The following is a 26,134-nucleotide window of genomic DNA, read 5'->3' as shown; positions in this document are numbered from 1 at the left end:
TCGGGCCGGCGAGGCGGCTGACACCATCGTGGAAGAACTGGAGATCAACAACGACGCCGACGTGGTTCGCGTACGTCAGGCCGTCCGTGCGATGGCCGCGCAAGTGGCGCTCTCGATCGTCGATCAAACCAAGATCGTCACCGCCGCGAGCGAGCTGGCGCGCAACACGCTGATCCACGGCGGCGGGGGCCGCGCGCAGCTCGAGCTGCTGCACGAGGGGTCGCGGACGGGACTGCGGGCGGCTTTCGTCGATCAGGGTCCGGGTATCCAGAACCTCGACCTGGCGCTTGCCGGCGGCTACACGACCGCCGGCGGCCTGGGACTCGGATTGTCCGGCAGTCGCCGGTTGGTCGACGCGTTCGACATCGAAACGGGACCCGGCCGTGGAACGAGGGTCACGGTGACCAAGTGGAAGCGCTGAACGAGCCGGTCGAGGACATCGCCTGGATTCCCGTCGAGGACGAGAGCGCACCGGGAAGCGTGCGACGCGCGGCCAGCGCGTTGGCCCGGCGGCTGGGCTTCGACGAACACCGTGCAGGCGAGGTCGCCATCGCGGCGACCGAGCTGGCCACCAACCTTTACCGGCACGCGGTCGCGGGCGCGATCTTGGTTCGCCTGCGCCGCATTCCGAACGACGCCGCCGTCGAGCTGGTCGTCGTCGACGCCGGTCCCGGGATGGCCGATCTCGCCGCGTCGTCGATCGACCACCATTCGACGTCCGGAACGCTCGGCATCGGCCTGGGCGCCGCGATGCGGCTCGCCAGCTGGTTCGACAGTCACTCGGTCGTCGGGCGCGGCACGGTCACGATCGCGACGTTCTGGCGCCAGCCGACCGCGCAGCGGCCGCCGCGGATCGCCGCGATCACGCGCCCGATGAACGGCGAGGCGGTCTGCGGCGACGCCTGCGCGTACCGCCTCGACGGTGAGGCGACCAGCGTCGCCCTGGTCGACGGGCTCGGCCACGGCGAGATCGCGGCGATCGCCGCGCGCGCCGCGGTGCGGGCCTTCACCGCGGGCGAGTCCGATCCGAACCCCGCGAGCACGCTCAAACGGCTCGACCAGGCGTTGCGCGGCACGCGCGGCGCGGCCGTCGCGATCGTGCGGATCGACCCGAGCAGCGCGTCGCTGACGTTCGCCGGCGTCGGCAACGTCGCGGCCTGGATCGACGACGGCGAGCGCCGTCGCGCGTTGGTGTCCTCGGCCGGCATCGTCGGCAACAACGCGCGCACGATCCGCGAGGTGACGGTGCCGCTGGCGCCGCGATCGCTGGTGCTGCTGCACTCCGACGGGCTCTCTTCGAAGTGGGACCTGGACGCGTATCCCGGCTTGCGCGCGCGCGATCCGCACCTGGTGGCGGCGACGCTGATGCGCGACGCCGGGGTGCGGCGCGACGACGCGTCGATCGCGGTGGCGCGCGCCTCGTGAGCGACGTCGCGACGCTCCCGATCGAGCGTGCCGAGGACGTCTTCGCCCTCCGGCAGGCGGCGCGCGTCGCCGCCGCCGGAATCGGCTGCGACGAAGCGGACCAGGTCCGCTTCGCCACCGCGCTGAGCGAGCTGGGACGCGAATCGTTGGCCGGCGGCAGTCGCAAAGCGCGGGCGATCTTCACCTTGCGCGGCGACGGCGCGCTGCACGTCGCGTTCGAGAACTTCCCGCGCAGCGGCGCACGGGTCGACACCGGGATCGTCGGGCTGCAAGCCGCGCGCCGGCTGGTCGAGGACGTCGAGGTGAGCGACGGTGCGCGCACCAGCGCGATCGGCGTGCTGATGCGCCCGCGGCCGGGCGCGCCGCGCCGGCAGAGCGAAGAGGAGCTGCGCACCGCGCTCGCGGGCATCACCTCGCCGAGCGCGCTGGACGAGCTGCGGCTGGAGAACCGCGACTTGATCGCGACGCTCTCGGCCTTGCGCGAACGGCAAGACCAGCTCGAGCAGCTCAACGGCGAGCTCGAGGAGACCAACCGCGGCGTGATGGCGATGTACGCGCAGTTGGCCGACGAGCTCGAGGAGACCAATCGCGGCGTCGTCGCACTGTACGCCGAGATCGACGACAAGACCGTGCGTCTCAACCAGGCGAACGAAGCCAAGAGCCGTTTTCTCGCCAACGTCAGTCACGAGCTGCGCAGCCCGGTCAACTCGGTCCTCGCGCTGGCGCGGCTGCTGCTCGATCCGGCCTCGGAGCAGCTCACCAGCGCGCAGCGCCAACAGTTGGCGCTCATCCGCGTGTCCGGTTCCGAGCTGCTGCTGCTGGTCAACCAGCTGCTCGATTTGGCCAAGGCGGAGTCGGGACGCATCGAGCCCGACGTGCAATCCGTCGACCTCGGTCAGCTCTTCGGCGAGCTGCGCGGCGCGCTGCGTCCGCTGGCGCGCGCGGGCGTGAGCCTCCAGGTCGCGGTCGAGCCCGATTTGCCGCCGGTCGAGACCGACCCGCAGCTGCTCGGTCAGGTGCTGCGCAACCTGCTGACCAACGCGTTGAAGTTCACCCCGGACGGGACGGTTCGGCTGCACGCGCGCGCCGACTCGTCGCACAGCGTCGAGATCACCGTCAGCGACAGCGGAATCGGGATCGCGCGCGAGGACATCGAGCGGATCTTCGAAGAGTTCTATCAGGTGCGCGGTCCGTTGCAGGCGGAGCAGAAGGGGACCGGCCTGGGCTTACCCTACGCGCGCCGGCTCACGCAGACGCTGGGCGGCGAGATGGCGGTCGAGAGCGATCCCGGCCGCGGCAGCACGTTCACGATCCGCTTGCCGCTGCTCTGGCAGCCGCTGTTGCGCGCGGTGCGGACGCCGGGGCAGCAGCCGGCCCGCGCGGTGTCGGTGCCGACCGTGCTGATCGTCGACGACGACGACGGCTTCCGGACCGCGCTGCGCGGGATGCTGCAAGGCGTGGCGGGACAGGTGCTCGAGGCGCGCGGCGGGATCGAGGGACTCAAGCTGCTGCGCGAGCGCGCCCCGACGCTGGCCTTCCTCGACTTGTGCATGCCCGACCTGGACGGCGCCGCCGTCCTCGCCGAGATGAGCGGCGACCCGGCTCTGCGCGCGATCCCGGTCGTGATCGTGACCTCCGTCGAGCTCTCGCCGAACGTCCGCACCACGCTGGGGTCTGCCGCGGCGCTGCTGGCGAAGAGCAACATCAGCCGCGAGGTCGTGCAGGGCGCGATCGCCGATGCGCTCGACCACGCGGTATTGCCGACGTGACGTACGCATCCAACCCGGAGGGGACCCGCATCCTCGTCGTCGACGACAGCGAGAGCAACCGGTACGTCTTGGCGACGTGGCTGCGCCGCGCCGGCTACGACGTGATCGAAGGGAAGACCGGCGCCGAGGCGCTCGACCTCGTCCTCTCCGAGCAGCCCGACCTGCTCGTGCTCGACATCAACCTGCCCGACATGACCGGGTACGAGGTCTGCGAGCGGGTCAAGGCCGGCGCGGAGACGGGCGCGATTCCGGTGCTGCACGTCTCGGCGACGGCGATCCAGCCGGCCGATCGTTCCGAGGGACTGCGCCGCGGCGCCGAGGGGTATTTGGTCGAGCCGCTCGAGCGCGAAGAGCTGTTGGCCAGCGTCGAAGCGCTGTTGCGCGGTGCGACCGCCGAGCGCACGGCCACGCTGTTGGCGCGCCGGCTGCGCGCGCTCAACGATGCGACCCACGCGCTCAACGAGGCGCCGACGCTCGAGCACCTTTTGATCGCGATCGCGGGCGAGGCGGCCGCGCTGTTCGAGACGACCGCCATCGCAACCGCCGTGGTCGGCGAACGCAGCTTCCTGGCGGGCGCCGCGCCGGGCGACGAGCCGGTGCTGTACGATCACGACGCGACCGTGCTGCACGCCGCGCGGCGCGTCCTGGCCGGTCGCGCCTCGATCGGCGCGGCGGCGCTGGCGGGCGTCCTGCCGGTCGCGCGCGTCCCCGCGTTCCTGGTCGCCGAGTTCAGCGATCCGGTGGGCGTGCACGGCTTTCTGCTGGTCGGCCACGCGGCGTCGCCGTCGATCCGCACCTTCGGCGACGAGGCGGAGGTCGTGCTCAAGCAGTACGCGCGCGCCGCCGGAATCGCGCTGCGCAACGCGCGTTCGTTCGACGTCGAGCGGCAGATCGCGCTGACGCTGCAGAGGAACCTGTTGCCGGACGTCGTGCCCGCGATTCCGGGCGTCGATATCGCCGTGCGCTACCAAGCCAGCGCCGAGCACGCCGAGGTCGGCGGCGACTTCTACGAGATCTTCACCCTCGAGGACGGCCGGATCGTGGTGGCGATCGGCGACGTGGTCGGCCACTCGCTGGAGGCCGCGGCGGTGATGGCGCAGCTGCGGACCGCGATTCGCTCGTACATGCTCGAGGGACACGGCCCGGGCGCCATGCTGGTCCGCTTGAACCGGTTGCTGCTGCGCTTCCATCCCGACGTCACCGCGACGGTCTGCTGCGCGGTCTACGATCCGACCGACGGCCGCGGCACCTTGGCCAACGCCGGGCATCCGCCGCCGCTGCTGCAGACGCGCGGCGGCGTGAGCTTCTTGCCGATCGGCGGTCCGCTGCTCGGCGTGGAAGCGGCAGCCGCGCCCGAGCACGACTTCGCGCTCGAGCGCGACGATCTGTTCCTTCTGTTCACCGACGGGCTGATCGAACGGCGCCGCGAGACGATCGAAGAGGGCCTCGAGCGGCTCGCGCGCGCGGTGGCCGACGGCCGCGGCGAGCTGGACGCGCTGTGCGATCGCGTCGTGCGCGACGCCGGGCCCACGAACGTGACCGACGACATCGCGATCGTCGCCATGCGCCGCACGCGCTGATCACCCGCGCGGGATCGCTCGTGCGCAGGACGGGCGAGCGTCGGTGCGTCGGCGCACATCGCGACCAGTTGACGCGCGCCCCTTGTGGACGCGCTCGCGATGCGCTATAGTGGCCCGGCAGTCCATCGGTCAGTGAGGTCTTCCGCCGGAGCGATGCTCCGTGCGCCGGATGCGCCTCACGCTTCTCGCCCCATTCGGAGGCGCTCCATGGCTGAAACCACCACACCGGCGACGGCATCCGTCGTCAGCGGTGACGTGCTGCTCAAATCACCGATCATCCTCGCCGAGAAGCTGATCGGGTCGGTGACGGTCTCGCCGAGCACGGCTCGTCCGGGACAGTCGGTGCTGATCGAAGTTCTCGACGGCTCCGGGAAGCCGTACGCGGCGAACTCGCCCGTCACGGTGACGATCGACGGCGTTCCCACCGCGCACAGGTACGTGCAGTATCTGGGCGCCGGCACCCGCACGCTGCTGATTCGCGCCGTGCACGGCACGCAGAGCGAAACGGCGACGGCGACGGTCACCGTCGCCGGCGACGCGGTCACCTTCCGGCGCACGCTGACGGCGCCGATCATCACGCCCGTCGCCAAGCTGCAGCTCACCCAGACGATCGGTGCGCACTACGTCGCGACGTTCTCGTTGGGCGCCGAGCTGCCCGTCCCGCCGCCCGCCACGCCCGCGGCGGCGGCTGCTGCCGCCGCGGCCGCGGCGAAGCCCGAGGTCACGTCGACCACGACCCGCCCGGCCGTGGTGCCGGCGCCGCCGACCGTGCTCGACAAGGCCATCTCCGCCGTGCCCGCCGCGCAGCGCACCGTGCACGCGACGCAGACGCAAGCGCTCGCGAACGACGTCAAGGCGACCGCGGCGTACACCGTGGTGCCATCGCTGAACCTGACGGTGACGCCGCAGCAGACCAGCTACAAGTGGAACTTCGGCGACGGGACGACGGCGACGACGCAGTCGCCGACCGTCACCCACGACTACTTCCCGGCCATCAAGGTGGGGATGGTCTCGCAGCCCTTCGACGTGACCTGCACCTCCGTGCACGACAACGTCACCGTGACCCGCACGCTGGTGCTCAACTCGGCGTACGAGATGTGCAAGCAGTTCGGGACGATCGTCCCCAACGTCGACTCCGACGTCTATGCGAACTTCCAAAAGGGTGTCGGCTTCACGGCTTCGATGACCGTCTACAACGTCGAGGCCGAGCCGATCACGCTGACGTCGATGGGCTTCACGCCGACCAGCGACAACGTCGACGCGCAGCTCCCGGCGCCGACCTTCACCACCATGAAGACGCCGATCACGATCAAGGCCAACGGCGCCAGCGCTTTCGGGATCGTCATCCCGATCTCGGAGCTGAGCGCGGCCACCAAGCTCGGCAGCGCCGTCCCCGGCTTCATCGTGTACTACAAGGGCAGCTTCAAGTCGGGCAACACGACGACGCCCGTGCTGTTCTCGCGCACCTTCCGCATCCCGCTCACGCAGAGCGGCGGCGCGTGGCTGACGCAAGCGGCGAGCGCGCCGAAGATCACCCTCGACCTGGCGAACTTCAGCAAGGCCGCGCTGACGGTCGCGACCGACCCGAAGCTCAAGCTCGCGGCCGACGCCGGCGCGATCTCCGCCGACGAGGCGACCAACACCGTCGCGATCGCGCTCTCGACGCCGCCGCATACCGTCGCGGCCAAGTCGCAGGCACGCGCCGCGATCCGTTCCGGAATTCTCTCCGCCAGCCAGAAGGGGGCCTAAGATCATGGCAGGACTGCCACCACCACCCGTGCCGGGTCCCGTCGCGGCCGGCCAAATCTGCGATCCCGACAACATCTCGACCAGCGACGCGTCGACCGCCGCCGCGCACCAACTCGTCTGCCAGCTGACCGACGTCACCGAGACGGTGATGATGCCGGCCGAGTTCCAGAACGCGCTCAAGGGCGACGTCATCCTCGCGCCGGGCGGCACCTCGATCATCTCGCAGCTCCTGCGCGCGATGTCTCCGCCGCAGTATCACTCGCACTCCGGGATCATGTCGAAGAACTTCGTCGAGGTCACCCACTGCACGGCCTCGGAGGACCGGCTGCCCGACTACACCCAGGGTCTGGCCGGCGCGGGCGGCATCCAACCCGACGTGCTGACCTACTTGTGGCCGGGTTCGGTCACCCAGACGATCGACGCGGCGCTCAACGGCGAGACCTGGATCGACCCCAACGGGAAGAAGTACAGCATCGCCGGCTTCGACGCCGAGGCGATCGGCAACACCGACAACGATCAGTTCGTGCTGACGCCGCCGCTGGTCGTCAAGCCGGATCCCGAGAGCGCGGCGACCCGCGCCAAGCTGATGACCGTCGCCGATTACGCGCGCAGCCACGGCGGACAGGTCGACGCCAACGGCAACGTCGTCGTCGCGCCGAAAGCGCACTACCGGTTCTACTGCTACACCAAGCCCGAGATGGCGCTCACCTACACCGCGCCGGCCGACGCCGGCTGGGCGGCCGGGACGATCCCGGCGGTCTGCTCGTCGTTCGTCTGGTACTGCATGCACCAGAACGGCGTGCACCAAGAGACGACCAACCAATACGTCACCGAAGGCGACCTCACGCCGAGCGCGGTCGCGCAAGGCGCGCTGGTCGGGCCGGAGATGCTCGACGGGCTGTTCTTCTACACGCAAGACGAGCGCGCGACCGGCGGTAACATCCTCAACGGGATCTTCCAGCAGGACGTGCTCGACGCGGAAGGCTGGATCTCCGAGATCCCGTTCATCTCGACCGCGATCGCGAGCGACATCACCGATCAGCTGCTCAACACCTTCGCCTTCGACAACGCCGCCAACGGCTACGGCTCGAACGCCTGGCAGACGCCGGGCAACGCCAACGCCGTCAGCCCCGACAACATCCGCTGGTGGAAGGCGCCGCCCTTCGGCGTGCTCGGGTACGCCGAGCCGCTGCAGTTCCTCGACGCGCACCCCGAGCAGTACACGGTCTCGCGCTGGAAGCAGGTCATCACCTGGGGCAGCGTCTCGGGCAAGGTGACGGTCAACGGCCAGGCCGTCAAGAACGCCTACGTCAAGCTGTACGACGGGATGGACGCCTACACCGACGGCAACGGCGCCTACAAGCTCCAGCACGTCGGGATCGGTTCGTACAACATCAGCGCTCAGGTTCTCTACGAGAACTACGAGTACTCGACGTCGAAGACGGTCACGTTGACGGCGTCGAACGCGAACATCGTCGTCGACCTCGCGCTGCAGCCGCCATCCGACATCTTCCGGCGGCTCGACATCCTCTACACCTACAACGGACAGCACAGCGCGTGGTTCGAGAGCACGCAGAACGTCAGCATCGGACCGGACCAGCAGTCGATCCCGCTCAGCCCCGGTCAGGTGTTCAACTCGCTGGGGATCGATTGCGACAACCCGGGCAAGTACAACGTCATGTACACGGTCGACGCGACGCTGGCCCAGGACCTCTCGATCGAGTTCTCGATCACGCAGACGCAGTACGACAACGACGACCAGTCGAGTCAGAACTGTCAGTTCGGGCCGTACACCTTCAACGTTCCGATGGGCGGGACGGTCGGTGGCTCGATGTGGCTCGACCACTCGTCGACGACCTGGGACGACGGGCCGGCCACCTTCAGCTTCACGGCCAAGAACAGCCAGGACGACTGACGGCGCCCCGGCGCGAGCGCGAGCGGGAAGTGCTCGTGCTCGCGCCGGATAGTCGCGGCATGCACCAGGTGCGCTCGGTTCGGCTGGGTTCGCGCGCGGTCGAGGTCGAGCGGCGTTCCGACGGCACGCGCATCGTGCGCAACCGCGAGCCGCTGGGTCCCTACGCGGCCCGGCTGACCGATCACCTCGAGCACTGGGCCGCCCGGGCGCCCGAGCGCGCCTTCGTCGCCGAGCGCGACGGCGAGGGCTGGCGGCGGGTCACGTACGCGCAGGCACTGGCGGCGGCGCGCGCGATCGGCGCCGCGTTGATCGACCGTGGTCTCACCGCCGAGCGCGGCGTCGCCATCCTCTCGGAGAACGCCGTCGATCACGCGCTGCTGGGCTTGGGCGCGCTCTACGCCGGCGTTCCGTACGCGCCGATCTCGACCGCGTACTCGCTGGTCTCGACCGATCACCGCAAGCTGCGTGAGGTGCTCGCGGTGGTGACGCCGGGGCTGGTCTACGCGAGCGACGGCGCGGCCTACGCGGCCGCGATCGACGCTGCCGTGCCGCCCGACGCGGAGTTGGTCACCTCGCGGGCCCCGCATCCGGCGCGCGCGACGACGCCGTTCGCCGCGCTGCTGGCGGCCGAGCCCGGCGCGGCGCTGGCCCGCGCGCACGCTGCCGTCGGCCCCGACACGATCGCGAAGATCCTCTTCACGTCGGGCTCGACCGGGACGCCGAAAGGCGTCGTCAACACGCACCGGATGCTGTGCGCGAATCAGCGTATGATCCAAGGCTTCCTCGCGTTCCTGACCGACGAGCCGCCGGTGATCCTGGACTGGCTGCCGTGGAACCATACCTTCGGCGGCAATCACAACGTGGGCATCGTGCTGGCCAACGGCGGGACGCTCTACGTCAACCCCGGCAAGCCCGCGCCGGCGCTGTTCGGCGAGACGGTGCGCGCGCTGCGCGAGGTGGCGCCGACCATCTACTTCGACGTCCCCAAAGGCTACGAGCTGCTGATCGACGCGCTGCGCCGCGACCCGGCGTTGGCGCAGCGATTCTTCTCGCGGCTGCGCGTGCTGTTCTACTCCGGCGCGGGGCTTTCGCCGCACCTGTGGGACGCGCTGCAGGAGCTGGCGGTCGCGACGACCGGCGAGCGCATCCTGATGACGACCAGCTTGGGCTCGACCGAGACGGCGCCGGCGGCGCTGGCCGCGCCGTGGTTCGCACCGGGACCCGGCTACGTCGGCGTGCCGATCCCGGGCGTGACGGCAAAGCTGGTCCCGGTCGACGGCAAGCTCGAGCTGCGCTTGCGCGGCGACAACATCACGCCCGGCTACTTTCGCGATCCGGTCCGCACGCGCGAAGCCTTCGACGAGGACGGGTTCTATCGCATCGGCGACGCGCTGCGCTTCGTCGACGAGGCGCGGCCGGAGGAGGGCTTTTTCTTCGACGGGCGGATCGCCGAGGATTTCAAGCTCGCGACCGGGACGTGGGTGAGCGCAGGGCCGCTGCGCACGCGGCTGGTCGCGCGCTTCGGTGGACTGCTGACCGACGCGGTGCTCTCGGGTCCGAATCGCGACGAGATCGTGGCGCTGGCGTTCGTCGATCCGGCTCGCGCGCGCGCGCTGGCGACCGACGTGCCGGCCGACGCGCCGCTGGCCGCCGTGTGCGCCAGCCCCGCGCTGCGCGCACAGCTGGCCGCGATGCTCGACGCGCTCGCCGCCGAAGCGACCGGAAGCGCGACGCGCATCGCGCGGCTGCTGCTGTTGGTCGAACCGCCCGCGCTCGACGCGGGCGAGATCACCGATAAGGGCTCGCTCAACGCGCGCACGGTGCTGGCGCGCCGTGCGCAGCTGGCCGACGCCGCCCACGAGCCCCATCCCGGCGACGCGGTGATCGTCGCGCGCCGGGCGGCGGGGGCGGCGACTTAGGGGGCCGCCGGTCCGGCCAGCGGCGAGGGCACGGCTTGCTGGTCGCCTTGGGCCGCGGCTTGCGGATCGATCTTCGGACCCGTCAGCCGGACCGGCGTGAACCGCTTGAGCACGTCGAACCAGAACGGCGCGCCGAGCAGGATCGCGAACCAGGTGATCGCCATCCCGACCCACACCTTCACGTCGTGCGGCGGCTGCCATGCGGCGGGAAAGGTGAGGTTCGAGGGGATGACGTCGTATTTCGCCAGGGCTTGAAGCGCGGCGTCGAGCGAGGTCGTGCCGTTCTGCAGGCCTTGCGCCACCGCGATCGCGCTCTGGGCCGCGGACGATGTGTTCAGCTGGCCGACGAGTGCGAGCGTGTCGACCCGCAGCACGTAGACGATGATCGCCGCGAGGCCGATCTGAAAGTAGGCCGAGTAGCGCTTGAAGGTCCCGGTGATCCGGTCCATCTGCGCGTTGAACCAGGCGTCGATCGACCCCAGGACGCTCTCGTAGACGTTTTCGGTCTGCTCGATGACCAGGCCCAAGCTCTTGCCGACCGGATCGTTCGGTGCGAAGACGGCGGCGACGCGTGCTTGGAGGTCGTTCAACAGCGCCACCCCGTCCGCGCTCAGATTCGGTACCGGCGGCAGTTGTTTCCCGGGCTGGGCCGGCAGCGTGCGCAGCGCGGCGATCAGCGAGACCGTGAAGGTGCGCGCTCCGATGTAGCTGGGTTTCTGCTTGAGACCGAGATTGCCGACCAGCGGGTGCGCGTAGATCTCGGTGACGAGCGTTTGCCCGGAACCACCCGCGTTGCGGCGTGCCGAGAGCATCTCGAGAATGCCCTTGTACAAGAGCTTTCCGCGCATGTTCCAGGTGGTGTTGATCCACTCGACGACCTGCGAGACGATCAAGGCGAGGATGATGTAGACGGCGATGAGGCCGCCCGCAACCGTGAGGATCTGTTGCATGTCGCACTCCGTTGGATGAGGTAGTGACCGTGGCGGCCGCCAGGCCTGGGCACGACTCGACGGTACCCGGCGGTGGTTACAGGGTGGTTACTGAGCGAACTCGATCGTCCCGCGAATCGTGAGCCGCTCGTCGAGGGCGTTCGGCCCCACGCTCGAGCGCGTGCGTTCGAGCAGCACGAGCAGCGGGCCGGCCTGGTCCGGCGTGAGGACCGGTGGCGGATCGCCGTACCGTTCGGTCTCGGTCACGCTGCCGTACACGGCGCTGCCGGCCGATGCCCCGCCGTCGTAGTTGACGACGAAGGGCGGGCATGCGTGCAAGCCGTCGGGAACGTTCGTCTGCGCCGGCTGGACGTCGATCGCGCCCACGCCGCCACCGCGGCTGACGTGCAGCACGGCCGGCACAGAACCGCTGGTGTTGTCGCAGGAACCCGCTTCGGCGTGGCTCGTGCCGTACAGGTTGGGAAAGCCCGACGCGCTCCAGCTCAACGTCCCGGTAGCCGCGAGGGCGTAGCCGCCGGGGCTCGCGACGGTCGTTCGCTGCGCTGACGTCGTGCGGAAGTGCATCTCGACGTGGACGTGGATCCGCCGCGTCTGCGCGAGGTCGTACGCCGACGCGACGAACGTGCGCGTCTCGTCGTCGACGTAGTCCAGCCGAGCCACGACCGCGACGGCGCGTACGCTCGGCGACGGCGCGGCCGCGCCACACGCCAGTACCGCGATCGCACATGCGAACGAGGGCAGGGCAGCTCGGTTCGCCCGTGCAAGCCTGCGTTCGAACTCGCGTACGGGGTGAAGGGGTGTGCCTATGCCACGGTTCTGCGACATCGTGATGAAGGGCGGGATCACCAGCGGGATCATCTATCCCGCGGCCGTCGTCGAGATCGCCAAGACGTTCGTCTTCAAGAACGTCGGCGGCACGTCGGCGGGGGCGATCGCGGCGGCATTGACCGCCGCGGCCGAACGCTGCCGCGCCGCCGGCGGTTCAACGGCGGGCTTCGAGCGGATCGGCGCCATTCCCGGCTGGTTGATGCAAGACAACCGGTTGTTCCGGCTGTTCGTGCCCAGCACCAGCACGGCGTCGCTGTTCAAGATCCTGACCGCGCTCGCCGGCCGTCCGCGCTTTCAGCCGGCCGTCGTGGCGAAATGGCTCGGGCTCCTGTGGGCGTATCCGTTGGCCTCGCTGCTCGGCGCGGTGCCGGGCGTCGTCCTGTTGGCCGTGGTGCTGCGCACGCAAAACGCGTTGGCGACCTGGGCGTGGGTGATCGGGCTGATCGTCGCCACGCTCGCCGTCGTCGCCGGGATCACGATTGCCGTCGCCGTCGCGCTGGTGCGCGACGTGCTGCGCAAGCTGCAGGCCAACGGCTTCGGCATCGTGACGGGCGTCGACGAAGCGAATCGCGCGAACCCCATCGCGCTGAGCACGTGGCTCGCGAACGAGCTCGACCGGACGGCCGGCATCGCGGACCCGACGATCCCGCTGACGTTCGGCATGCTCTGGGACGCGAAGCGCGACGTCGTCGCCGACGGGCTGACGCAGCTCCCGGACGATCCCGACGTCAACCTCGAGATGATCACCACCAACCTCACGTGGGGGCGTCCGTACAACTTCCCGGTGACGACGCGGGTCTTTTTCTTCGACCCCGCCGAGCTCAAGCCGTACTTTCCCGACTACGTCGTCGATTGGATGGTGAAGCGCTCGCGGCCGCCGGCGACGCCGCAAGAGGCGGCGAATTTCGCGCATTACGCACCCAAGCTGGCGTTGCCGCTGATGGGCGATCTGCCGGTCGTCTTCGCGACGCGGATGAGCCTGGCGTTCCCGGTCTTGCTCAGCGCCGTCCCACTGTGGGCCGCCGACTTCTCGCAAGCCCAGCCGGGTGTGACTCGCGACCTCGAACGCGTCTGGTTCTCGGACGGCGGCATTTCGAGCAACTTCCCGATCACGCTGTTCGACTCGCCGTTGCCGCGCTGGCCGACGTTCGGCATCTCACTGGCCGCGTTTCCGCCCAACCATCCGCAGCGCCCCAACGAGGCCGAGAACGTGTACATGATCGCCCGCAACAGTGCGGGCCGTTTGCCGGTCTTCAACCGCTTCGCCACCGTGCCGCAGTTTCTGGGCGCGGTCTTCGGCGCCGCGCAGAACTGGGGCGACAACACGCAGAGCGTGCTGCCCGGCTTCCGCGACCGCATCGCGACCGTGTTCCTCGCGGCCGACGAAGGCGGGCTCAACCTCGACATGCCGCCGGCGATCCTCGAGCGGCTCGAGAAGCGCGGCTCGGCCGCGGGCGCGCTGATGGTCCAGCACTTCGAGAACCCCAGCGTCCTCTCACCGCAGCGGCCGCCGCTGCCTCCGGGGATCGACTGGGAGAACCAGCGCTGGCTGCGGTTCCGCTCGACGATGGGCGCGCTGAAGAACTATCTCGCCCACTACGCGCTGGGCCTGCGCACGCCGCAAGCGCCCGACGTACCGTACGACGATCTCATTCGCGCGACCGAGGGCCGTCCGACGTGGAGCTACCCGATCGCGCCGGGTGCGGGTGCGGCCGTCGCCGGCTTGGCACAGCAGGCCGCCGTGCTGGCCGACGGCCTGCATACGCAGCCGACGCTCGACGACGAGCTGCCCCATCCCTCACCGGTGCTCGTGCTGCGACCGGATTTGCGGAGCTGACGTCTGCCGGCTGGGCCGTTCACGAACCGAGATAGCGCACGAGATACGGGGCGGTGCGGCTGGCTGCGGCGGCGGCGAGGGTCGCCGGCGGTCCCGCCGCCACCACGCGTCCACCCTCTGCGCCCGCGCCCGGACCGATATCGATGATCCAGTCGCTGCCGGCAATGACGCGCAGGTCGTGCTCGACGACGACGATCGTGTTACCGGCCTCGACCAGCCCGTTCAACTGCGTCATCAGCCTCTCCACGTCGGCGGGATGCAAGCCGGTCGTCGGCTCGTCGAGCACGTAGAGGGTGTCGCCGCGCTGGGTGCGCTGCAGCTCGGCTGCGAGCTTGATTCGTTGCGCCTCCCCGCCGGACAGTTCGGTCGCGGGTTGGCCGAGTCGCAGATACCCCAGACCGACCTCGCGTAGGACCGCGAGCGAGCGGCACACCTGCGGCGCGTCGGCGAAGAAGTCCCAGGCGGCGTCGACCGTCAACGCGAGCACGTCGGCGATCGACTTGTCGCGATAGCGAACCTCGAGCGTCGCCGCGTTGTAGCGCTCGCCGTGACAGGTTGGACACGGTGCGTAGACGCTCGGCAGAAACAGCAGCTCGACCATGACGAAGCCTTCCCCCTCGCAGGTCGCGCAGCGACCCTTTGGAATGTTGAAGGAGAAGCGGCCAGCATCGTAGCGCCGTGAGCGAGCGAGCTTCGTCGCTGCGAACAGCTTGCGGACGCCGTCGAAGAGACCGGTGTAGGTAGCGAGGTTGGAGCGCGGCGTTCGGCCGATCGGCTTCTGATCGACGCACACGAGTCGTTTGACGTGCTCCATGCCGCGCACGATGCGGCCTCCGCTGGGCGCGTCCGGCACACGCAAGAAGTCTGCCGCGTCTTCGAACTCGTCGGATGCCGGCTGATGCCCGAGCCGCGCCTCGACCAGGTCGACCAGCGCTTGGCTCACGAGGCTGGACTTGCCGGAGCCCGAGACGCCGGTCACGGTCGTGAATGTGCCCAGTGGGAAGGCGACCTCGAGATTGCGCAGGTTATGGCGCGTGACGCCGGCCAGCTCGAGCCACGCGCGCGCGACGCGCGGGCTGCGGCGCGCGCCGGCGTCGTGGCCGAAGAGGTAGCGCCGCGTGTGCGACGCCTCGATCGCGCGCAGACCCTCGAGCGGACCGCTGTAGAGGATGCTGCCGCCGTGCTGGCCCGCGGCAGGACCGACGTCGACGATCCAATCGGCGTGGCGAATCACGTCGAGGTCGTGCTCGACGACGAAGAGCGAGTTCCCCGCCGCTTTGAGGCTGTCGAGCGCCGTGAGGAGTGCCTCGGTGTCGGCCGGATGAAGCCCGGCGGATGGTTCGTCGAGCACGTAGACGACGCCGAAGAGGTTGGAGCGCACCTGGGTTGCGAGACGAAGGCGCTGCAGCTCGCCGGGCGAGAGCGTCGGAGTGCTGCGCTCGACGGTCAGATAGCCGAGCCCGAGATCGAGCATCACCGCGAGCCGCGCGACGAGGTCCTCCGCGATCCGCCGTACGACGGCGTCGTCGGCGGCGGCGTACGGCCGCATGATCGCGTGCAGCTCCGCCAGCGGCAGCCGCGCCGTCTCGGCGATGTCGCGACCGGCGAAGCGCACCGAGAGCGCTTCGCGGCGCAGCCGTTTGCCGTGACAGAGCGGGCACTCGCCGCTCACGAGGTATCGCGCGACCCGTTTTTTCATCAGCGCGCTCTGGGTGGTCGCGAACGTTTGCAGCACGTACCGCCGGGCGCCGGTGAAGGTGCCTTGGTAGCTGGGCTCTTCTCGGCGCTTGAGTGCGCGGCGCACTTCGCTCGGCGTGTAGCCCGCGTAAACCGGAACCGTCGGCTGCTCATCGGTGAACAGCAGCCAGTCGCGATCTTTCTTCGGCAGCTGGCGCCACGGGCGATCCACGTCGTAGCCGAGCGTCGTCGCGATGTCGCGGAGGTTCTGCCCGTGCCAGGCCGTCGGCCACGCCGCGATCGCGCGCTCGCGGATCGTCAGCGTGTCGTCGGGGACCATCGAGCGCTCAGTCGCATCGTAGATGCGACCCAGACCGTGACAGCGCGGACACGCGCCGGCGGGCGTGTTCGGTGAGAAGGCTTCCGCCGCGAGATGCGGCTGCTTGCGCGGGTACTCGCCCGCCCGCGAATAGAGCATGCGCAGCAGGTTCGAGACGGTCGTCACGCTGCCGACCGATGAACGCGTCGTCGGTGAACCGCGTTGCTGCTGCAGCGCGACGGCCGGCGGCAGGCCGTCGATCTCGTCGACCTCCGGGACCGCCATCTGGTGGAAGAGCCGGCGCGCGTACGGCGAGACCGACTCGAGGTACCGCCGCTGCGCTTCAGCATACAGCGTGCTGAATGCAAGCGACGATTTCCCGGAGCCGGAGACGCCGGTGAAGACGACCAGCGCGTCACGCGGAATGACGACGTCGACGTTCTTGAGGTTGTGCTCGCGCGCGCCTCGCACACGCACGAAGCCCGCGCGACCGTTCATACCGTGGCGGATACCCAGATGCGCGCGCCGGAAATCGAAAGAGGGGCGCGCGGCACGCGCCAGAAGGGCAGCATGTCATGCCCAAAGCGGTGCAGCTCTCCGCCTACGGCGGAGTCGATCAGCTCGCGATCGTCGAGGTCGCAAAGCCGGTGCCCGGGCCGGGCGAGATCGTCGTGCGCGTCGTTGCCGCAGGCACGAACCCCGGCGAGATCGCGATACGCGAAGGCTTTCTCAAGGACGTGTTTCCGAAGGCGTTCCCCTTCGGTCAGGGTACCGATTTTGCCGGGCACGTCGATGCGGTCGGAGCCGGCGTCACCGCGTTCAAAGCGGGCGACGAGGTCCTCGGTTGGTCAGAAGAGCGCTCGGCGCAAGCCGAGTACGTCAAGAGCAGCGCGGCGCAGCTGATCGCCAAGCCGCCGGCACTCGATTGGTTTCGGGCGGGCAGCTTGTTCGTGGTGGCGACGACCGCCGTCGCCGCTGTGCGCGCGGTCGCGTTGAAGCCGGGCGACGTCGTTGCGATCAGTGGTGCCGCGGGCGGCGTCGGATCGCTCGCGGTGCAGCTCGCACGACGGGCGGGCGCGCGGGTGATCGGCATCGCCGGCGACGAGAACGGAGCGTTTCTCCGTTCCGTGGGCGTCGAGCAGGTCGCGTACGGCGACGGCCTTGCGGAGCGGTTGCGAGCCGCTGCTCCGCACGGAATCAACGCGTTCATCGATCTCTTCGGCGGCGGGTACGTCGACCTCGCCGTCACCCTCGGTGTCGCGCCGGAGCGGATCGACACGATCATCGATCATACAGCGGCGGCGCGGGTGGGGGCCAAGACCGACGGGTCGGCCGCCGCGGCGTCGCGTGAGACGTTGGCGAGCGCCGCCGACGCGATCGCTTGGGGCGAGATCGTCATGCCGCTCTCGGCGATCTATCCGTTTGGCATGCTCCGCGACGCCTATGTCGAGCTCGCGCGGCGGAAAGCTCGGGGCAAGATCGTGCTCGCGTTCGACGCCGCCATCACCGCGCCGCTCCGGCCGCCGAAGAACGCCCCGCTTCCATAGCCGCGCTTGCCGGGGGCGCAGGTGTTCGCGTCGAAGCATCGACTCACGACCGCTCCGCACGCTCGCACGCGGATCGAGGTCACCAGCGCGGCTGCCCGGCGCCGGTGGTACATCGAGCGCGCGTTCCGGAAGGCGACGCGCGGTTCCGGCAGCGATCTCCGCTTCCTTTTGGAACAGCCGCCTTCGCGAGGAGTCGACATGATCGCGTCGGTCTTCGGAGACGCTTCCATGATGCTCGTTGGGGCTCATCACTTCGCCGCAGCCGTGGGTACGAGCGGCATTCGAAGCGCCCGCGGTGCGCGACCGGAACGGTGAACGCGTAATTCCGCTCGCGTATCTCGTGTTGATGAAGCTCGACTCGGCGCGGGCCGTCGATCAAGGAGATCTTACTCGCACGCTCGGGCGACTGGATGCGGAGCAGGTCGACGCGATCGTTAGCATCGTCGAGCGTTACTATGGCGATCCCGCTGCAGCTGACGACGTTCGCCAATATCACGAAGTTGGGCGCTGGGAATACGAAGCGCCTGAGTAGGTGCTCATGCCGGAGTAAGCTCGGGATCGATCGCGCGTGATGCTTCGTGCTGCGAGTTTATCCGTTGTCGGTGCCGGTTCGGCCCACGGAGCGGCGGATGACGATGCGAAACGTGCGCGGCGCCGGCGCGAACGCGTTGCGAGCCGCGAGCACCGGGACGGCGAGCGACGTGATTGCGAGGCGCTGGTTGTTGAGGTTCTCGAGATCGAACTGGATCTTGCCGCGCCGGCCGAGCTGGATCTCCAGGTTGCTGTTGAGCAGCACCGCCGCGCGCTGCGCCAGCAGCGGGTCGGCGCCGTAGTACGTCGCGCCGAACGAGAAGCGCGAGCCGTTGCGCCAATGGTACGAGGCCTCCGCGTAGCCGTGCGTGTTGCCGGAGGCGACGTCGCCGATCGAGCCGGCCAGGCTGGGCGTCTCGCTCGCCGTCCAGGCTTGCAGCACGTAGCCGAAGCCGGCCGGCACGAAACGCGCCAGCGAGAACTCGGCGCCGTGCCGGGTGAACGGGCCGGCGTCGACCCAGGGATCGGGGCCGAGCTCTTCGACCAGCCGGTCGTTGCCCGTCTGGGTGAAGACGTCGGCGGAGAGCGTCGTATGCGCGTCGATGACGTGGGCGTCGAGCCCGACGTCGTCGGTGAGCGCGGCCTCGACGCCGAGCGGTCCGCGCACGCCGGCCAGCGCGACCAGTGAGGGTGGCGTGAAGCCGGCGCCGCTCGACGCGCGCAGCGTCAGCCGATCGGTGAGGCGGTACGCGAGGCCGGCGCGGCCCGCCAGGCCGGAGATGTCGTCGACGCGGCCGGGCACCACGGTACGCGCGTCGACGTCGTAGCCCGTCAGCTGCACGTTCCAGCGCGTGCCCGCGTGCAGGATGGCGCGCAGAAACGCGGTCGTCACCGTCTGCGAGGAGCCGGCGGGAACGACGATCGCGCCCGCGGCGGTCCCCTCGTCGCCGGTGGTCGTGACGCCGGCCGAAAACAAGCTGCCGCCCACGGTGCGGTCGAGCTCGAGCTGGCCGCCGGTGAGGCGATCGTCGGTCGCGATCTCGAGCGGATCGCCGGCCGCCACGCCGTCGCGTTCGTCCTCGACGTGCCACGCACGCGCGAGCAGCGCGCTCTGCGCGCCGTCGAGCCGGTACTCGGCCTCGCTGAACGCGAAATGGTTCTGGTCGAGCTCGTCGGTGTCGGACTCGTCGTAGCCCGTCAGGGTGAGCGTGCCGCTCGGCGAGAGCGCCGCGCGCGTCGTGAGCAGCGCCGCGCGCTGCAGGACGTTCGTCGCCGCCACGTCGCCGTTCTCGCCGTCGATCGCCGCGGCGAGGCCGAACGCGACCTGACCGCCGTCGAGCGCGCCGCCGCCGGTCAGGTCGCTGAAGCTGCCGCCGCGTCCGTCGAAGCCTTGCTCGGGCAGCGCGCGCAACACCGGCACCGGCTCCGCGAAACGGAGGTTCAGGCTGCCGTTCACCGCGCCGTCGATCGTCGGCAGCGGCGCGCTCGCGCCGGGTTCGACCTCGAGCTCTTGCAGCACGAAGGTCGGGATCGCGGTCAGCGCCAGCGCGCGCGTGGTCGCGGGCTCGACCGGGACGCCGTTGATCAGCGTCTGCGTCTCGAGCGGCGTCCCGCCGCGCACCAGCGCGACCGGCGGCGCGTCGTCGGCGCTCAATCCGCGGCCGGCGCGATCGATCGCCAGCGCCGGCTTCTGCGTGAGCACGTCGTCCAGGCCGGGCTGGCTCATGTCACGGTAGGCTTCGCGCGGCACCGTGGTCTCGGGGACCGGCGAGGTATTCGACGCGCCGCGCTCGGCGGCGGAGACGGCGCCGATCGTGCGCAGCGCCGAGCTGGGCGCGAGGTGCAGCGCGACGCGCACGCGGTCGCCGTCGGTCCGCACCACCACGCGCGCGTGCGCGGGCGCGAAGCCCGGCTTGGTCACCGTGAGGTCGTACGTCCCGGGCGCCAGACCCAGCCGCGCGCGTCCGCCCTCGCCGACGACGGCGCGCGCGGTGCCGGCGCGAACGACCGCGCCGCGCGCGCTCGTCCCCGGATCGGCGGCGACGATGACGGTCAATAGGCCGGCCGTCACGGCACCGGCGATCACCGCGCGTTGCCGAGATGCAGGTCGAGCCGGACCACGCGCGGCCCGTACGGCAGCGCGTTGGTCAGCCCCACCTGCGCGCCGATGACCGGGACCGCCACGCCTTGATAGGAGAGGATCGCCGTCCCCGGATAGGTGTTCCAGAGGTTGTCGATCGTCAGCTGCAGCGAGGCGGCGCGCGCGATCGGCACGCGCAACGCCGCGGTGCCGACGGTGAACGCGCGCTCGTTCCACGAGTTGTTGTTGCCGTAGTAGGTGAGCCCGAGCAGCGCCAGTTTCCCGTCGGCGGCGCGGTAGTGCACTTCGCCGTAGCCGTCGGCGTACGGGATCCCCTTGTTCGAGATGCCGTTGTAGCCGGTACCGGTCGAGGTGTAGTTGATGTTCGGGATGACGGCTTGGTTCTGCAGCTTGCCGGCCGCCAAATACGTCGCCGGCGAGACGTCGTAGGTGTACGAGCGCACCAGCGCGCCCTGCGCGACGTAGCCGAAGCCGACGCGCGGATCCTGGCGGTACGATGCTTCGAGCCCGTCGAAGCGCGCGTGCGCGAGGTTCTCGTTGATGGTCGTGTAGACCGGGACCGGCGTACCGCCGCCCGGCGGCGCCAGCGTCCCCGTCTGCGCGACGGCGGAGACGAACTGGTTGCGCAGCGTCGTCTCGTAGGCGTCGAACGAGAGAACCGCGTCGGTGTGCAGCCGGACGTCGCTGCCCAGATCGTACCCCCACGCCGTTTCGGGCAATAGGTTGCCGGCGTTGCGGGTGTCGGTGTAGTACGAGCCGGACGACGAGCTGGTGAAGACCGGCGCGGAGTTCGGCACGCTGACCAGCCCCATGTTGGGGACCGTGATCGTCGAGCCCATCGCGAAGCGCCCGATCGCGTTCTGGGTGAAGCGGTGGGTGAAGCCCAAGCGCGGGTCGTCGTGACCGACCGTCTCGGTCGCGAAGACCGGCCCGCTGACGGTGAACGCGGTCGGCACGTGGTCGGCGTAGGTCGTCAGGTAGTTCGCCAGCGTCAGGTCGTCACGCGGGTCGAGCGTCCACGCGCCGCGCAGCAAGTACGAGGTGATCGTCTGCGAGGAGCCGGCCGCGATGGTCGGCGTGTACGTCGGCTTGCCGCTGCTGCTGGTCCCGATCGAGTAGGCGTCGGTCGTCGCGCTCCAACGGTCGATCGCGAGCGTCAGCGTCACCGGGCCCGCGACGTGGTCCTCTTCGAACGAGCCGCCGTGCAGCTTGTCCTCTTCGGCCGTGCGCGTGTAGATGTTGGGAATCGTGACGCTGTAGGGGCCGGCGACGGGAACGCTGGTGCCGTTGGTCAGCGGCGCGCTGCCGCTCAGGAAGAAGGTGCCGCTGTACGGCACGGTCGGCGACGGATCGGCGTAGTTCCCGGAGAGACGATCGATGTCGAGCGTGTAGTAGCGCGCGATCAGCGTGTCGTTCGGCGAGGGTGCGGTGCGGAACTCGCCTTCGAACATCGGCTCGTTCTCGTACTCGGTGACGTTCTCTGGTGCGTGCGAGGTCGGGTTGAGGTCGACCGGCACACCGGCCGCGGTGACCGTTTGGAATTGCTGCAGCTGTGCGCCGTCGTTGTCGAACCCGGCGTGCGTGCCCAGGAACGCGACCGTCAGCGAGCTGGAGGAGGAGAAGCCGTAGCGCAGCTTCGCCAACTCGCCGCGCGCGTCGTACCACGAGCCGACGTCCTCACAGCAGGCGACGAGCTTCGGGTACGGCGAGCCGGGGCCGCCGATCGAACCGGGCACCGGATAGGCGCCGCCCGGCGCGGTCTTGGCCGAGGTCGTCCCGCCGACGGTGCCGATCCCCGCGATCGTCGAGCCGTTGGGCAGCGTGATGTCGGTCGGCTCGTTGTCCAGCGGTCCCGACGTCGTCCAGTCGACGTACCCGAGATAGAAGCCGAGCTTGCCGATCGTGTTCGAGATCGCGCCGTGCAAGATCGTCCCGCCGTAGCCGTCGTAACCGACGTCGAAGTTGGTCGTCAGCGTGCGCGTCGGATCGAAGGTGCGGAAGTTGATCGAGCCGCCGATGCCGTTGACGACCAGCGGCGCGTCGGCGCCCGGACCCTTGGCGATCTCGACGTCCTCGATCAGGTACGTGGTCAGGAAGGTGGTGACGTAGTCGCCGTGGCTGCCGTTGGCGACCGGGTGTCCGTCGATCAGCGTCGTTTTCTCGTAGTCGAGCGTGCCGCGCAAGTTCGGTGAGGTCTGCGCGCCCGGATCGGCGGGATTCGCGGTGCCGGTGTGTGCCGAGACCGCGCCCGGCGTCTGGTCGAGCAGCTGGTTCCACTGGATCGCGCCTTGATCGTCGATGCGCGCGCGGTCGACGACCACGATCGACTCCGGCGAGAGGTTCATCGGCACGCGATCGGCGCTCGTCGAGACCTCGCCGATCGACGTCAGCGTCGCCGCCGCGAGCCGAACGGTCAGCGGCCGCGTGCACGGCACGCCGAGGATGCGCGTCGGCCGGAACCCGCCGTGCTCGACCCGCACGTCGAGCGTCGCGGCGGGACATCCCAGCGTGAAGCGTCCGTTCGCGTCGGTGCGCGTGCTGGCACCCCCGCCCGAGACGATCGCCCGGGCGACCGGCGCACCGTCGCTCGCGGCGACGACGCCGTTGAGCATTGCCTGGCCACTCTGTGCACCAGCACGAGCGCAGAGAGCGAAAAGAAAGCAGCCAAGCGCTGCCAGGAACGAACGTTTTCCCGCCATGGGCCGCCCTTCGGTCCAGACGCCCGAGTTCCCATCCGCAGGAATGCGGAATGAGGAACCTCACCTGACTCGAGCGGCGAGTGAGATGGCCACGAGCGGAGCAAGCAGGTGCTGCGTGTCCCGCGCTTCGATCGGGGCGCGACAGGTGCCTTGCCCACCCTCCTGCGCGCGTGATAGACTGAAGCGTTGCGCCCGGCCGAGGCACCCCGGCGGCCGGCGTGTTCACCAGCGGGGGAGATGGCCTCGAGCTGCGCTCGAGCCCTTCGAAAGGACAACTCATGGCAAAACGAGTCGTCGGGAAGATCGGACTTGCTCTTCCCGCCGGGAAGGCGACACCTGCGCCGCCCGTCGGTCCGGCGTTGGGCCCCTATTCGCTCAACATCATGGACTTCTGCAAGCAGTACAACGACCGCACGAAGGCCCAAGAAGGCTTCATCATCCCGGTCGTGATCACGGTCTACGAAGACCGTACGTTCACGTTCATCACGAAGACGCCGCCGGCGTCGTTCTTGATCAAGCGCGCGCTCGGGCTCGAATCGGGCTCGAAGGAACCCAACCGCAACAAGGTCGGGACGCTGACGCAAGCGCAAGTCCGTGAGATCGCGCAGACCAAGATGCCCGACCTCAACGCCAACGACATCGACGCCGCCGCACTGATCATCGCCGGCACCGCCCGCTCGATGGGCGTCAACGTGGAGGCCAAGTAGATGCGTAAGCCCGGCAAGCGGTTCCGCAACCTGGTGGCCGCGTTCGACAGCGAGCGGCTCTACGATCCCTCCGAAGCGGCGGCGCTCGTGAAGAAGAACGCGACCGCGAAGTTCAACGAGACGATCGAGATCCACGTCCGGTTGGGCGTCGATCCCAAGAAGTCCGATCAGAACGTGCGCGGCACCGTCAACCTGCCGCACGGCACCGGTCGCACCGTGCGCGTGATCGCGTTCGCGCGCGGCGACGCGGCGAAGGCGGCCGAAGCCGCCGGCGCCGACGTGGTCGGCGAAGCGGATCTGATCGAGCGCGTCAAGGGCGGCTTCGCCGACTTCGACGTCGCGGTGGCGACGCCCGACATGATGCCCTCGATCGGTAAGGAGCTCGGCCGTATCCTCGCGCAGAAGATGCCGAACCCCAAGGCCGGCACGGTGACGCCGAACGTCGCGGCCGCGGTGCGCGACATCAAGGCCGGTAAGGTCGAGTACCGCCTCGACAAGACCGGCATCGTGCACACGATCGTCGGCAAGGCTTCGTTCGACGAGGCGCAGCTGACCGAGAACCTGGCGACGTTGCTCGACGCCATCGTGCGCGCGAAGCCGTCCGCCGCGAAGGGCACCTACCTCAAATCGATCACGCTGACCTCGACGATGGGGCCCGGCGTGAAGGTCGATCCGACCCGCATCAAGTCGACCGCCGCGACGGCGTAACGCCGCACGTACCTCCAACCGGTCGCCGAGGGCGAGCGCAAACGCGCTCGCCCTCAGCATTTTCGGAGCACTGCTTAACGGGATTTTGACGGCGTCGCACACGGCATCTTGGCGTTGTTTCGCTAACGTGGACGGCGTGAATCTCTCCGCTGCCGGGCGTCATATCGCCTGGCCGCTTCTGTGCGTGCTGGTCGGGTGCGGCGCGCGAAGCGTGACGACGACTCCCCCGACGAGTGCCGCACCGGCGGCACACGGACGCGCCGCGGTCACCGTGACGATCCGCGTACCGAAGGCGAGCACGACGACCGGCGGTGTTCGCCGGGCGCGTTACCTCTCGCCGGCGACGCAGAGCATGACGCTCCAGGTGACGCAGCATAGCGGCGGCGCGACGGTGCTGAACCAGACCGTCGGCCTGACGCCGACCGCGACCGGCTGCAGCTCGTCGCTCGCGACGACGATCTGCACGCTGACGATCTCGCTCTCGCCCGGGACGTACGACGCCGCTCTGGCGACCTACGACGGACCGAACGCGACCGGGAACGAGCTCTCGGCCGGCCAAACGGTCGGCTTCACCGTCAGTCAAGGACAGGCGAACACGCTGGCCCTGACGCTCTCGGGCATCCCGGCCTCGCTGCAGGTCGCCTCCGGTGCGCCGGCGGTCCACGGCTCGCAGGACGCGGGCTTCACGCTCTACGGCATCAGTGCGCAGAAGCTGGTGGTCGAAGCGCTCGACGTCGACGGCAACGTCATCGTCGGCCCGGGTTCACCAACCTTCACGGCCGGCGCACAGAGCGGCAGCGGTTTCACCATCACCAACCCGACCGCGGCCGCGCCGAACACGCTGGTGCTGACGCCGCCCGGCGCGAACGGCCAGAGCGAGACCTTCACGCTCGCTGCCAGCTACGCCGACGGCACCTGCTCGACGACCGGCGCCGTCTGCAGCGCGACGTTCGCGGTGAAAAACGACGTCCAGACGCTGTTCATCGCCAACTACGACCCGACCGACACCGTCACGGTGTACGCGCCGCCGTACACGGGTGCGCCCAGCGCGACGATCTCGAACGGCGTCGGGTTCCCCGACGCGCTCGCGGTCGACGCCGCGAACGACCTGTTCGTCGCGAACGCGTCCACCGTGACCGAGTATGCGGCGCCCTACACGGGCGCCCCGAGCGCGACGATCACCAACGGGGTGAACGCGCCTGCGGCGCTCTTGCTGGATGCGCACGGCAACCTCTTCGTCGCCAACTACGGCATCGGAACGGTTACCGTGTACGCACCGCCGTACGGAGGCGCTCCGATCACGATCAGCAGCGGACTGTCCGCTCCGGTCGCACTGGCGATGGACGCGCAAGGCGATCTGTTCGTCGCCGACATCGGCCAGAACGCGGTGCTGGAGTTCGCGCCGCCCTACACCAGCGCGCCCGTCGCCACGATTTCGGACGTGAACACCAACGAGCCGCTGGCGCTCGCGCTCGACCCGGTCGGCGACCTCTTCGTCGCCAACTCGGGCGGCAGCACCGTGGCGGAGTACGCGCCGCCGTACAGCGGCGCGCCGGCCGTCATCAGCGGCGGCGTCTCTTCACCCTCGTCGGTCGTGCTCGACGGGGCGAACGACCTCTTCGTCGCCAACGCCGGCGCCAGCACGGTGACCGAGTACGCGCCGCCCTACAGCGGCGCGCCGGTCGTGACCATGACCAGCGGTCTCTCGACGCCGGTCTCGCTGGTCCTCGACGGCGCGAACGACGTGTTCGTCCCGAACAGCGGCATGCCGAGCCTCGAGATCTTCGCGCCGCCCTATCGCGGCACGCCGGTGACGATCGCGACGGGCGGCTCGGGCGCCGGCGGCGCGTTCGCCGCCGCGCTCACGCCGTAG

General features: G+C 69.7%; 18 protein-coding genes. 13 read left to right on the top strand and 5 right to left on the bottom strand.

What is annotated here, in order from left to right; translation table 11 throughout:
- Positions 1-28: 28 nt before the first annotated feature.
- From VMD91_02165 to VMD91_02135, 7 genes are all read left to right on the top strand, one after another.
- Positions 29-421 carry an anti-sigma regulatory factor gene (locus VMD91_02165; GenBank protein HTW82855.1) on the top strand — a complete coding sequence of 131 codons (393 nt, stop codon included), beginning with the start codon at positions 29-31 and terminating at the stop codon, positions 419-421.
- Positions 409-1,425 (top strand): SpoIIE family protein phosphatase, encoded by a 1,017-nt coding sequence (locus VMD91_02160; protein HTW82854.1) that lies wholly within the window; start codon positions 409-411, stop codon positions 1,423-1,425. The genes VMD91_02165 and VMD91_02160 overlap by 13 nt, the downstream gene beginning before the upstream one ends.
- On the top strand, positions 1,422-3,194 hold the full coding sequence (locus VMD91_02155) for a hybrid sensor histidine kinase/response regulator (protein ID HTW82853.1): 1,773 nt from the start codon (positions 1,422-1,424) through the stop codon (positions 3,192-3,194). The genes VMD91_02160 and VMD91_02155 overlap by 4 nt, the downstream gene beginning before the upstream one ends.
- Positions 3,191-4,774: a fused response regulator/phosphatase gene (locus tag VMD91_02150; GenBank protein HTW82852.1), complete on the top strand. Its 1,584-nt coding sequence runs from the start codon at positions 3,191-3,193 to the stop codon at positions 4,772-4,774. The genes VMD91_02155 and VMD91_02150 overlap by 4 nt, the downstream gene beginning before the upstream one ends.
- A 207-nt stretch (positions 4,775-4,981) precedes the next feature.
- A complete protein-coding gene (locus VMD91_02145; GenBank protein ID HTW82851.1) occupies positions 4,982-6,523 on the top strand; it encodes a PKD domain-containing protein in 1,542 nt (513 codons plus the stop codon).
- Between the two features lie 4 nt (positions 6,524-6,527).
- Entirely contained in the window at positions 6,528-8,438 is a 1,911-nt protein-coding gene (locus VMD91_02140) for a carboxypeptidase-like regulatory domain-containing protein (protein ID HTW82850.1), read from the top strand.
- Positions 8,439-8,497: 59 nt separating this feature from the next.
- Positions 8,498-10,357, top strand: a complete 1,860-nt coding sequence (locus tag VMD91_02135) for a feruloyl-CoA synthase (protein HTW82849.1) — start codon at positions 8,498-8,500, stop codon at positions 10,355-10,357.
- Here VMD91_02135 and VMD91_02130 read toward each other — a convergent pair.
- Positions 10,354-11,307, bottom strand: a complete 954-nt coding sequence (locus tag VMD91_02130; protein HTW82848.1) for a hypothetical protein — start codon at positions 11,305-11,307, stop codon at positions 10,354-10,356. The two genes, VMD91_02135 and VMD91_02130, sit on opposite strands and share 4 nt — an antisense overlap.
- 87 nt (positions 11,308-11,394) lie before the next feature.
- Positions 11,395-11,967 (bottom strand): hypothetical protein, encoded by a 573-nt coding sequence (locus VMD91_02125; GenBank protein ID HTW82847.1) that lies wholly within the window; start codon positions 11,965-11,967, stop codon positions 11,395-11,397.
- Between the two features lie 145 nt (positions 11,968-12,112).
- On the opposite strand from VMD91_02125, the gene VMD91_02120 reads away from it, so the two are divergent.
- A complete protein-coding gene (locus VMD91_02120) occupies positions 12,113-13,972 on the top strand; it encodes a hypothetical protein (GenBank protein HTW82846.1) in 1,860 nt (619 codons plus the stop codon).
- A 19-nt stretch (positions 13,973-13,991) separates the two neighbouring features.
- On the opposite strand, the gene VMD91_02115 is transcribed toward VMD91_02120, so the two are convergent.
- Positions 13,992-16,466 (bottom strand): excinuclease ABC subunit UvrA, encoded by a 2,475-nt coding sequence (locus VMD91_02115; protein ID HTW82845.1) that lies wholly within the window; start codon positions 16,464-16,466, stop codon positions 13,992-13,994.
- Between the two features lie 77 nt (positions 16,467-16,543).
- Here VMD91_02115 and VMD91_02110 point away from each other — a divergent pair, with 77 nt between their 5' ends.
- Together VMD91_02110 and VMD91_02105 are read left to right on the top strand one after the other, a co-directional pair.
- A complete protein-coding gene (locus VMD91_02110) occupies positions 16,544-17,515 on the top strand; it encodes an NADP-dependent oxidoreductase (protein ID HTW82844.1) in 972 nt (323 codons plus the stop codon).
- Between the two features lie 295 nt (positions 17,516-17,810).
- The gene (locus VMD91_02105; protein ID HTW82843.1) at positions 17,811-18,047 is read left to right on the top strand and encodes a hypothetical protein; all 237 of its coding nucleotides are present in this window, start codon (positions 17,811-17,813) and stop codon (positions 18,045-18,047) included.
- A 57-nt stretch (positions 18,048-18,104) separates the two neighbouring features.
- Here VMD91_02105 and VMD91_02100 read toward each other — a convergent pair whose 3' ends face one another.
- On the bottom strand, positions 18,105-20,132 hold the full coding sequence (locus VMD91_02100; GenBank protein HTW82842.1) for a TonB-dependent receptor: 2,028 nt from the start codon (positions 20,130-20,132) through the stop codon (positions 18,105-18,107).
- A complete protein-coding gene (locus tag VMD91_02095; protein ID HTW82841.1) occupies positions 20,129-22,759 on the bottom strand; it encodes a TonB-dependent receptor in 2,631 nt (876 codons plus the stop codon). The genes VMD91_02100 and VMD91_02095 overlap by 4 nt, the downstream gene beginning before the upstream one ends.
- Before the next feature lie 365 nt (positions 22,760-23,124).
- On the opposite strand from VMD91_02095, the gene rplK reads away from it, so the two are divergent.
- From rplK to VMD91_02080, 3 genes are all read left to right on the top strand, one after another.
- A complete protein-coding gene (gene rplK / locus VMD91_02090; GenBank protein ID HTW82840.1) occupies positions 23,125-23,553 on the top strand; it encodes a 50S ribosomal protein L11 in 429 nt (142 codons plus the stop codon).
- Positions 23,554-24,261 carry a 50S ribosomal protein L1 gene (rplA, locus tag VMD91_02085; protein ID HTW82839.1) on the top strand — a complete coding sequence of 236 codons (708 nt, stop codon included), beginning with the start codon at positions 23,554-23,556 and terminating at the stop codon, positions 24,259-24,261. It abuts the gene before it with no gap.
- Positions 24,262-24,472: 211 nt separating this feature from the next.
- Positions 24,473-26,134, top strand: coding sequence for a hypothetical protein (locus tag VMD91_02080; protein ID HTW82838.1), 1,662 nt, complete (start codon positions 24,473-24,475; stop codon positions 26,132-26,134).

Origin of the sequence: Candidatus Sulfotelmatobacter sp. (assembly GCA_035504415.1) — a bacterium.
Taxonomy (GTDB): domain Bacteria; phylum Vulcanimicrobiota; class Vulcanimicrobiia; order Vulcanimicrobiales; family Vulcanimicrobiaceae; genus Vulcanimicrobium.
This window is presented reverse-complemented; position numbering and strand designations above follow the sequence as displayed.

Excerpts from the sequence above, each read along its gene's own strand:
- VMD91_02115 (HTW82845.1), bottom strand. The coding sequence starts at position 16,466 with ATGAACGGTCGCGCGGGCTTCGTGCGTGTGCGAGGCGCGCGCGAGCAC.
- rplA (HTW82839.1), top strand. The coding sequence starts at position 23,554 with ATGCGTAAGCCCGGCAAGCGGTTCCGCAACCTGGTGGCCGCGTTCGAC.
- rplK (HTW82840.1), top strand. The coding sequence starts at position 23,125 with ATGGCAAAACGAGTCGTCGGGAAGATCGGACTTGCTCTTCCCGCCGGG.
- VMD91_02120 (HTW82846.1), top strand. The coding sequence starts at position 12,113 with ATGCCACGGTTCTGCGACATCGTGATGAAGGGCGGGATCACCAGCGGG.
- VMD91_02140 (HTW82850.1), top strand. The coding sequence starts at position 6,528 with ATGGCAGGACTGCCACCACCACCCGTGCCGGGTCCCGTCGCGGCCGGC.
- VMD91_02135 (HTW82849.1), top strand. The coding sequence starts at position 8,498 with ATGCACCAGGTGCGCTCGGTTCGGCTGGGTTCGCGCGCGGTCGAGGTC.
- VMD91_02145 (HTW82851.1), top strand. The coding sequence starts at position 4,982 with ATGGCTGAAACCACCACACCGGCGACGGCATCCGTCGTCAGCGGTGAC.
- VMD91_02130 (HTW82848.1), bottom strand. The coding sequence starts at position 11,307 with ATGCAACAGATCCTCACGGTTGCGGGCGGCCTCATCGCCGTCTACATC.
- VMD91_02110 (HTW82844.1), top strand. The coding sequence starts at position 16,544 with ATGCCCAAAGCGGTGCAGCTCTCCGCCTACGGCGGAGTCGATCAGCTC.
- VMD91_02095 (HTW82841.1), bottom strand. The coding sequence starts at position 22,759 with ATGCTCAACGGCGTCGTCGCCGCGAGCGACGGTGCGCCGGTCGCCCGG.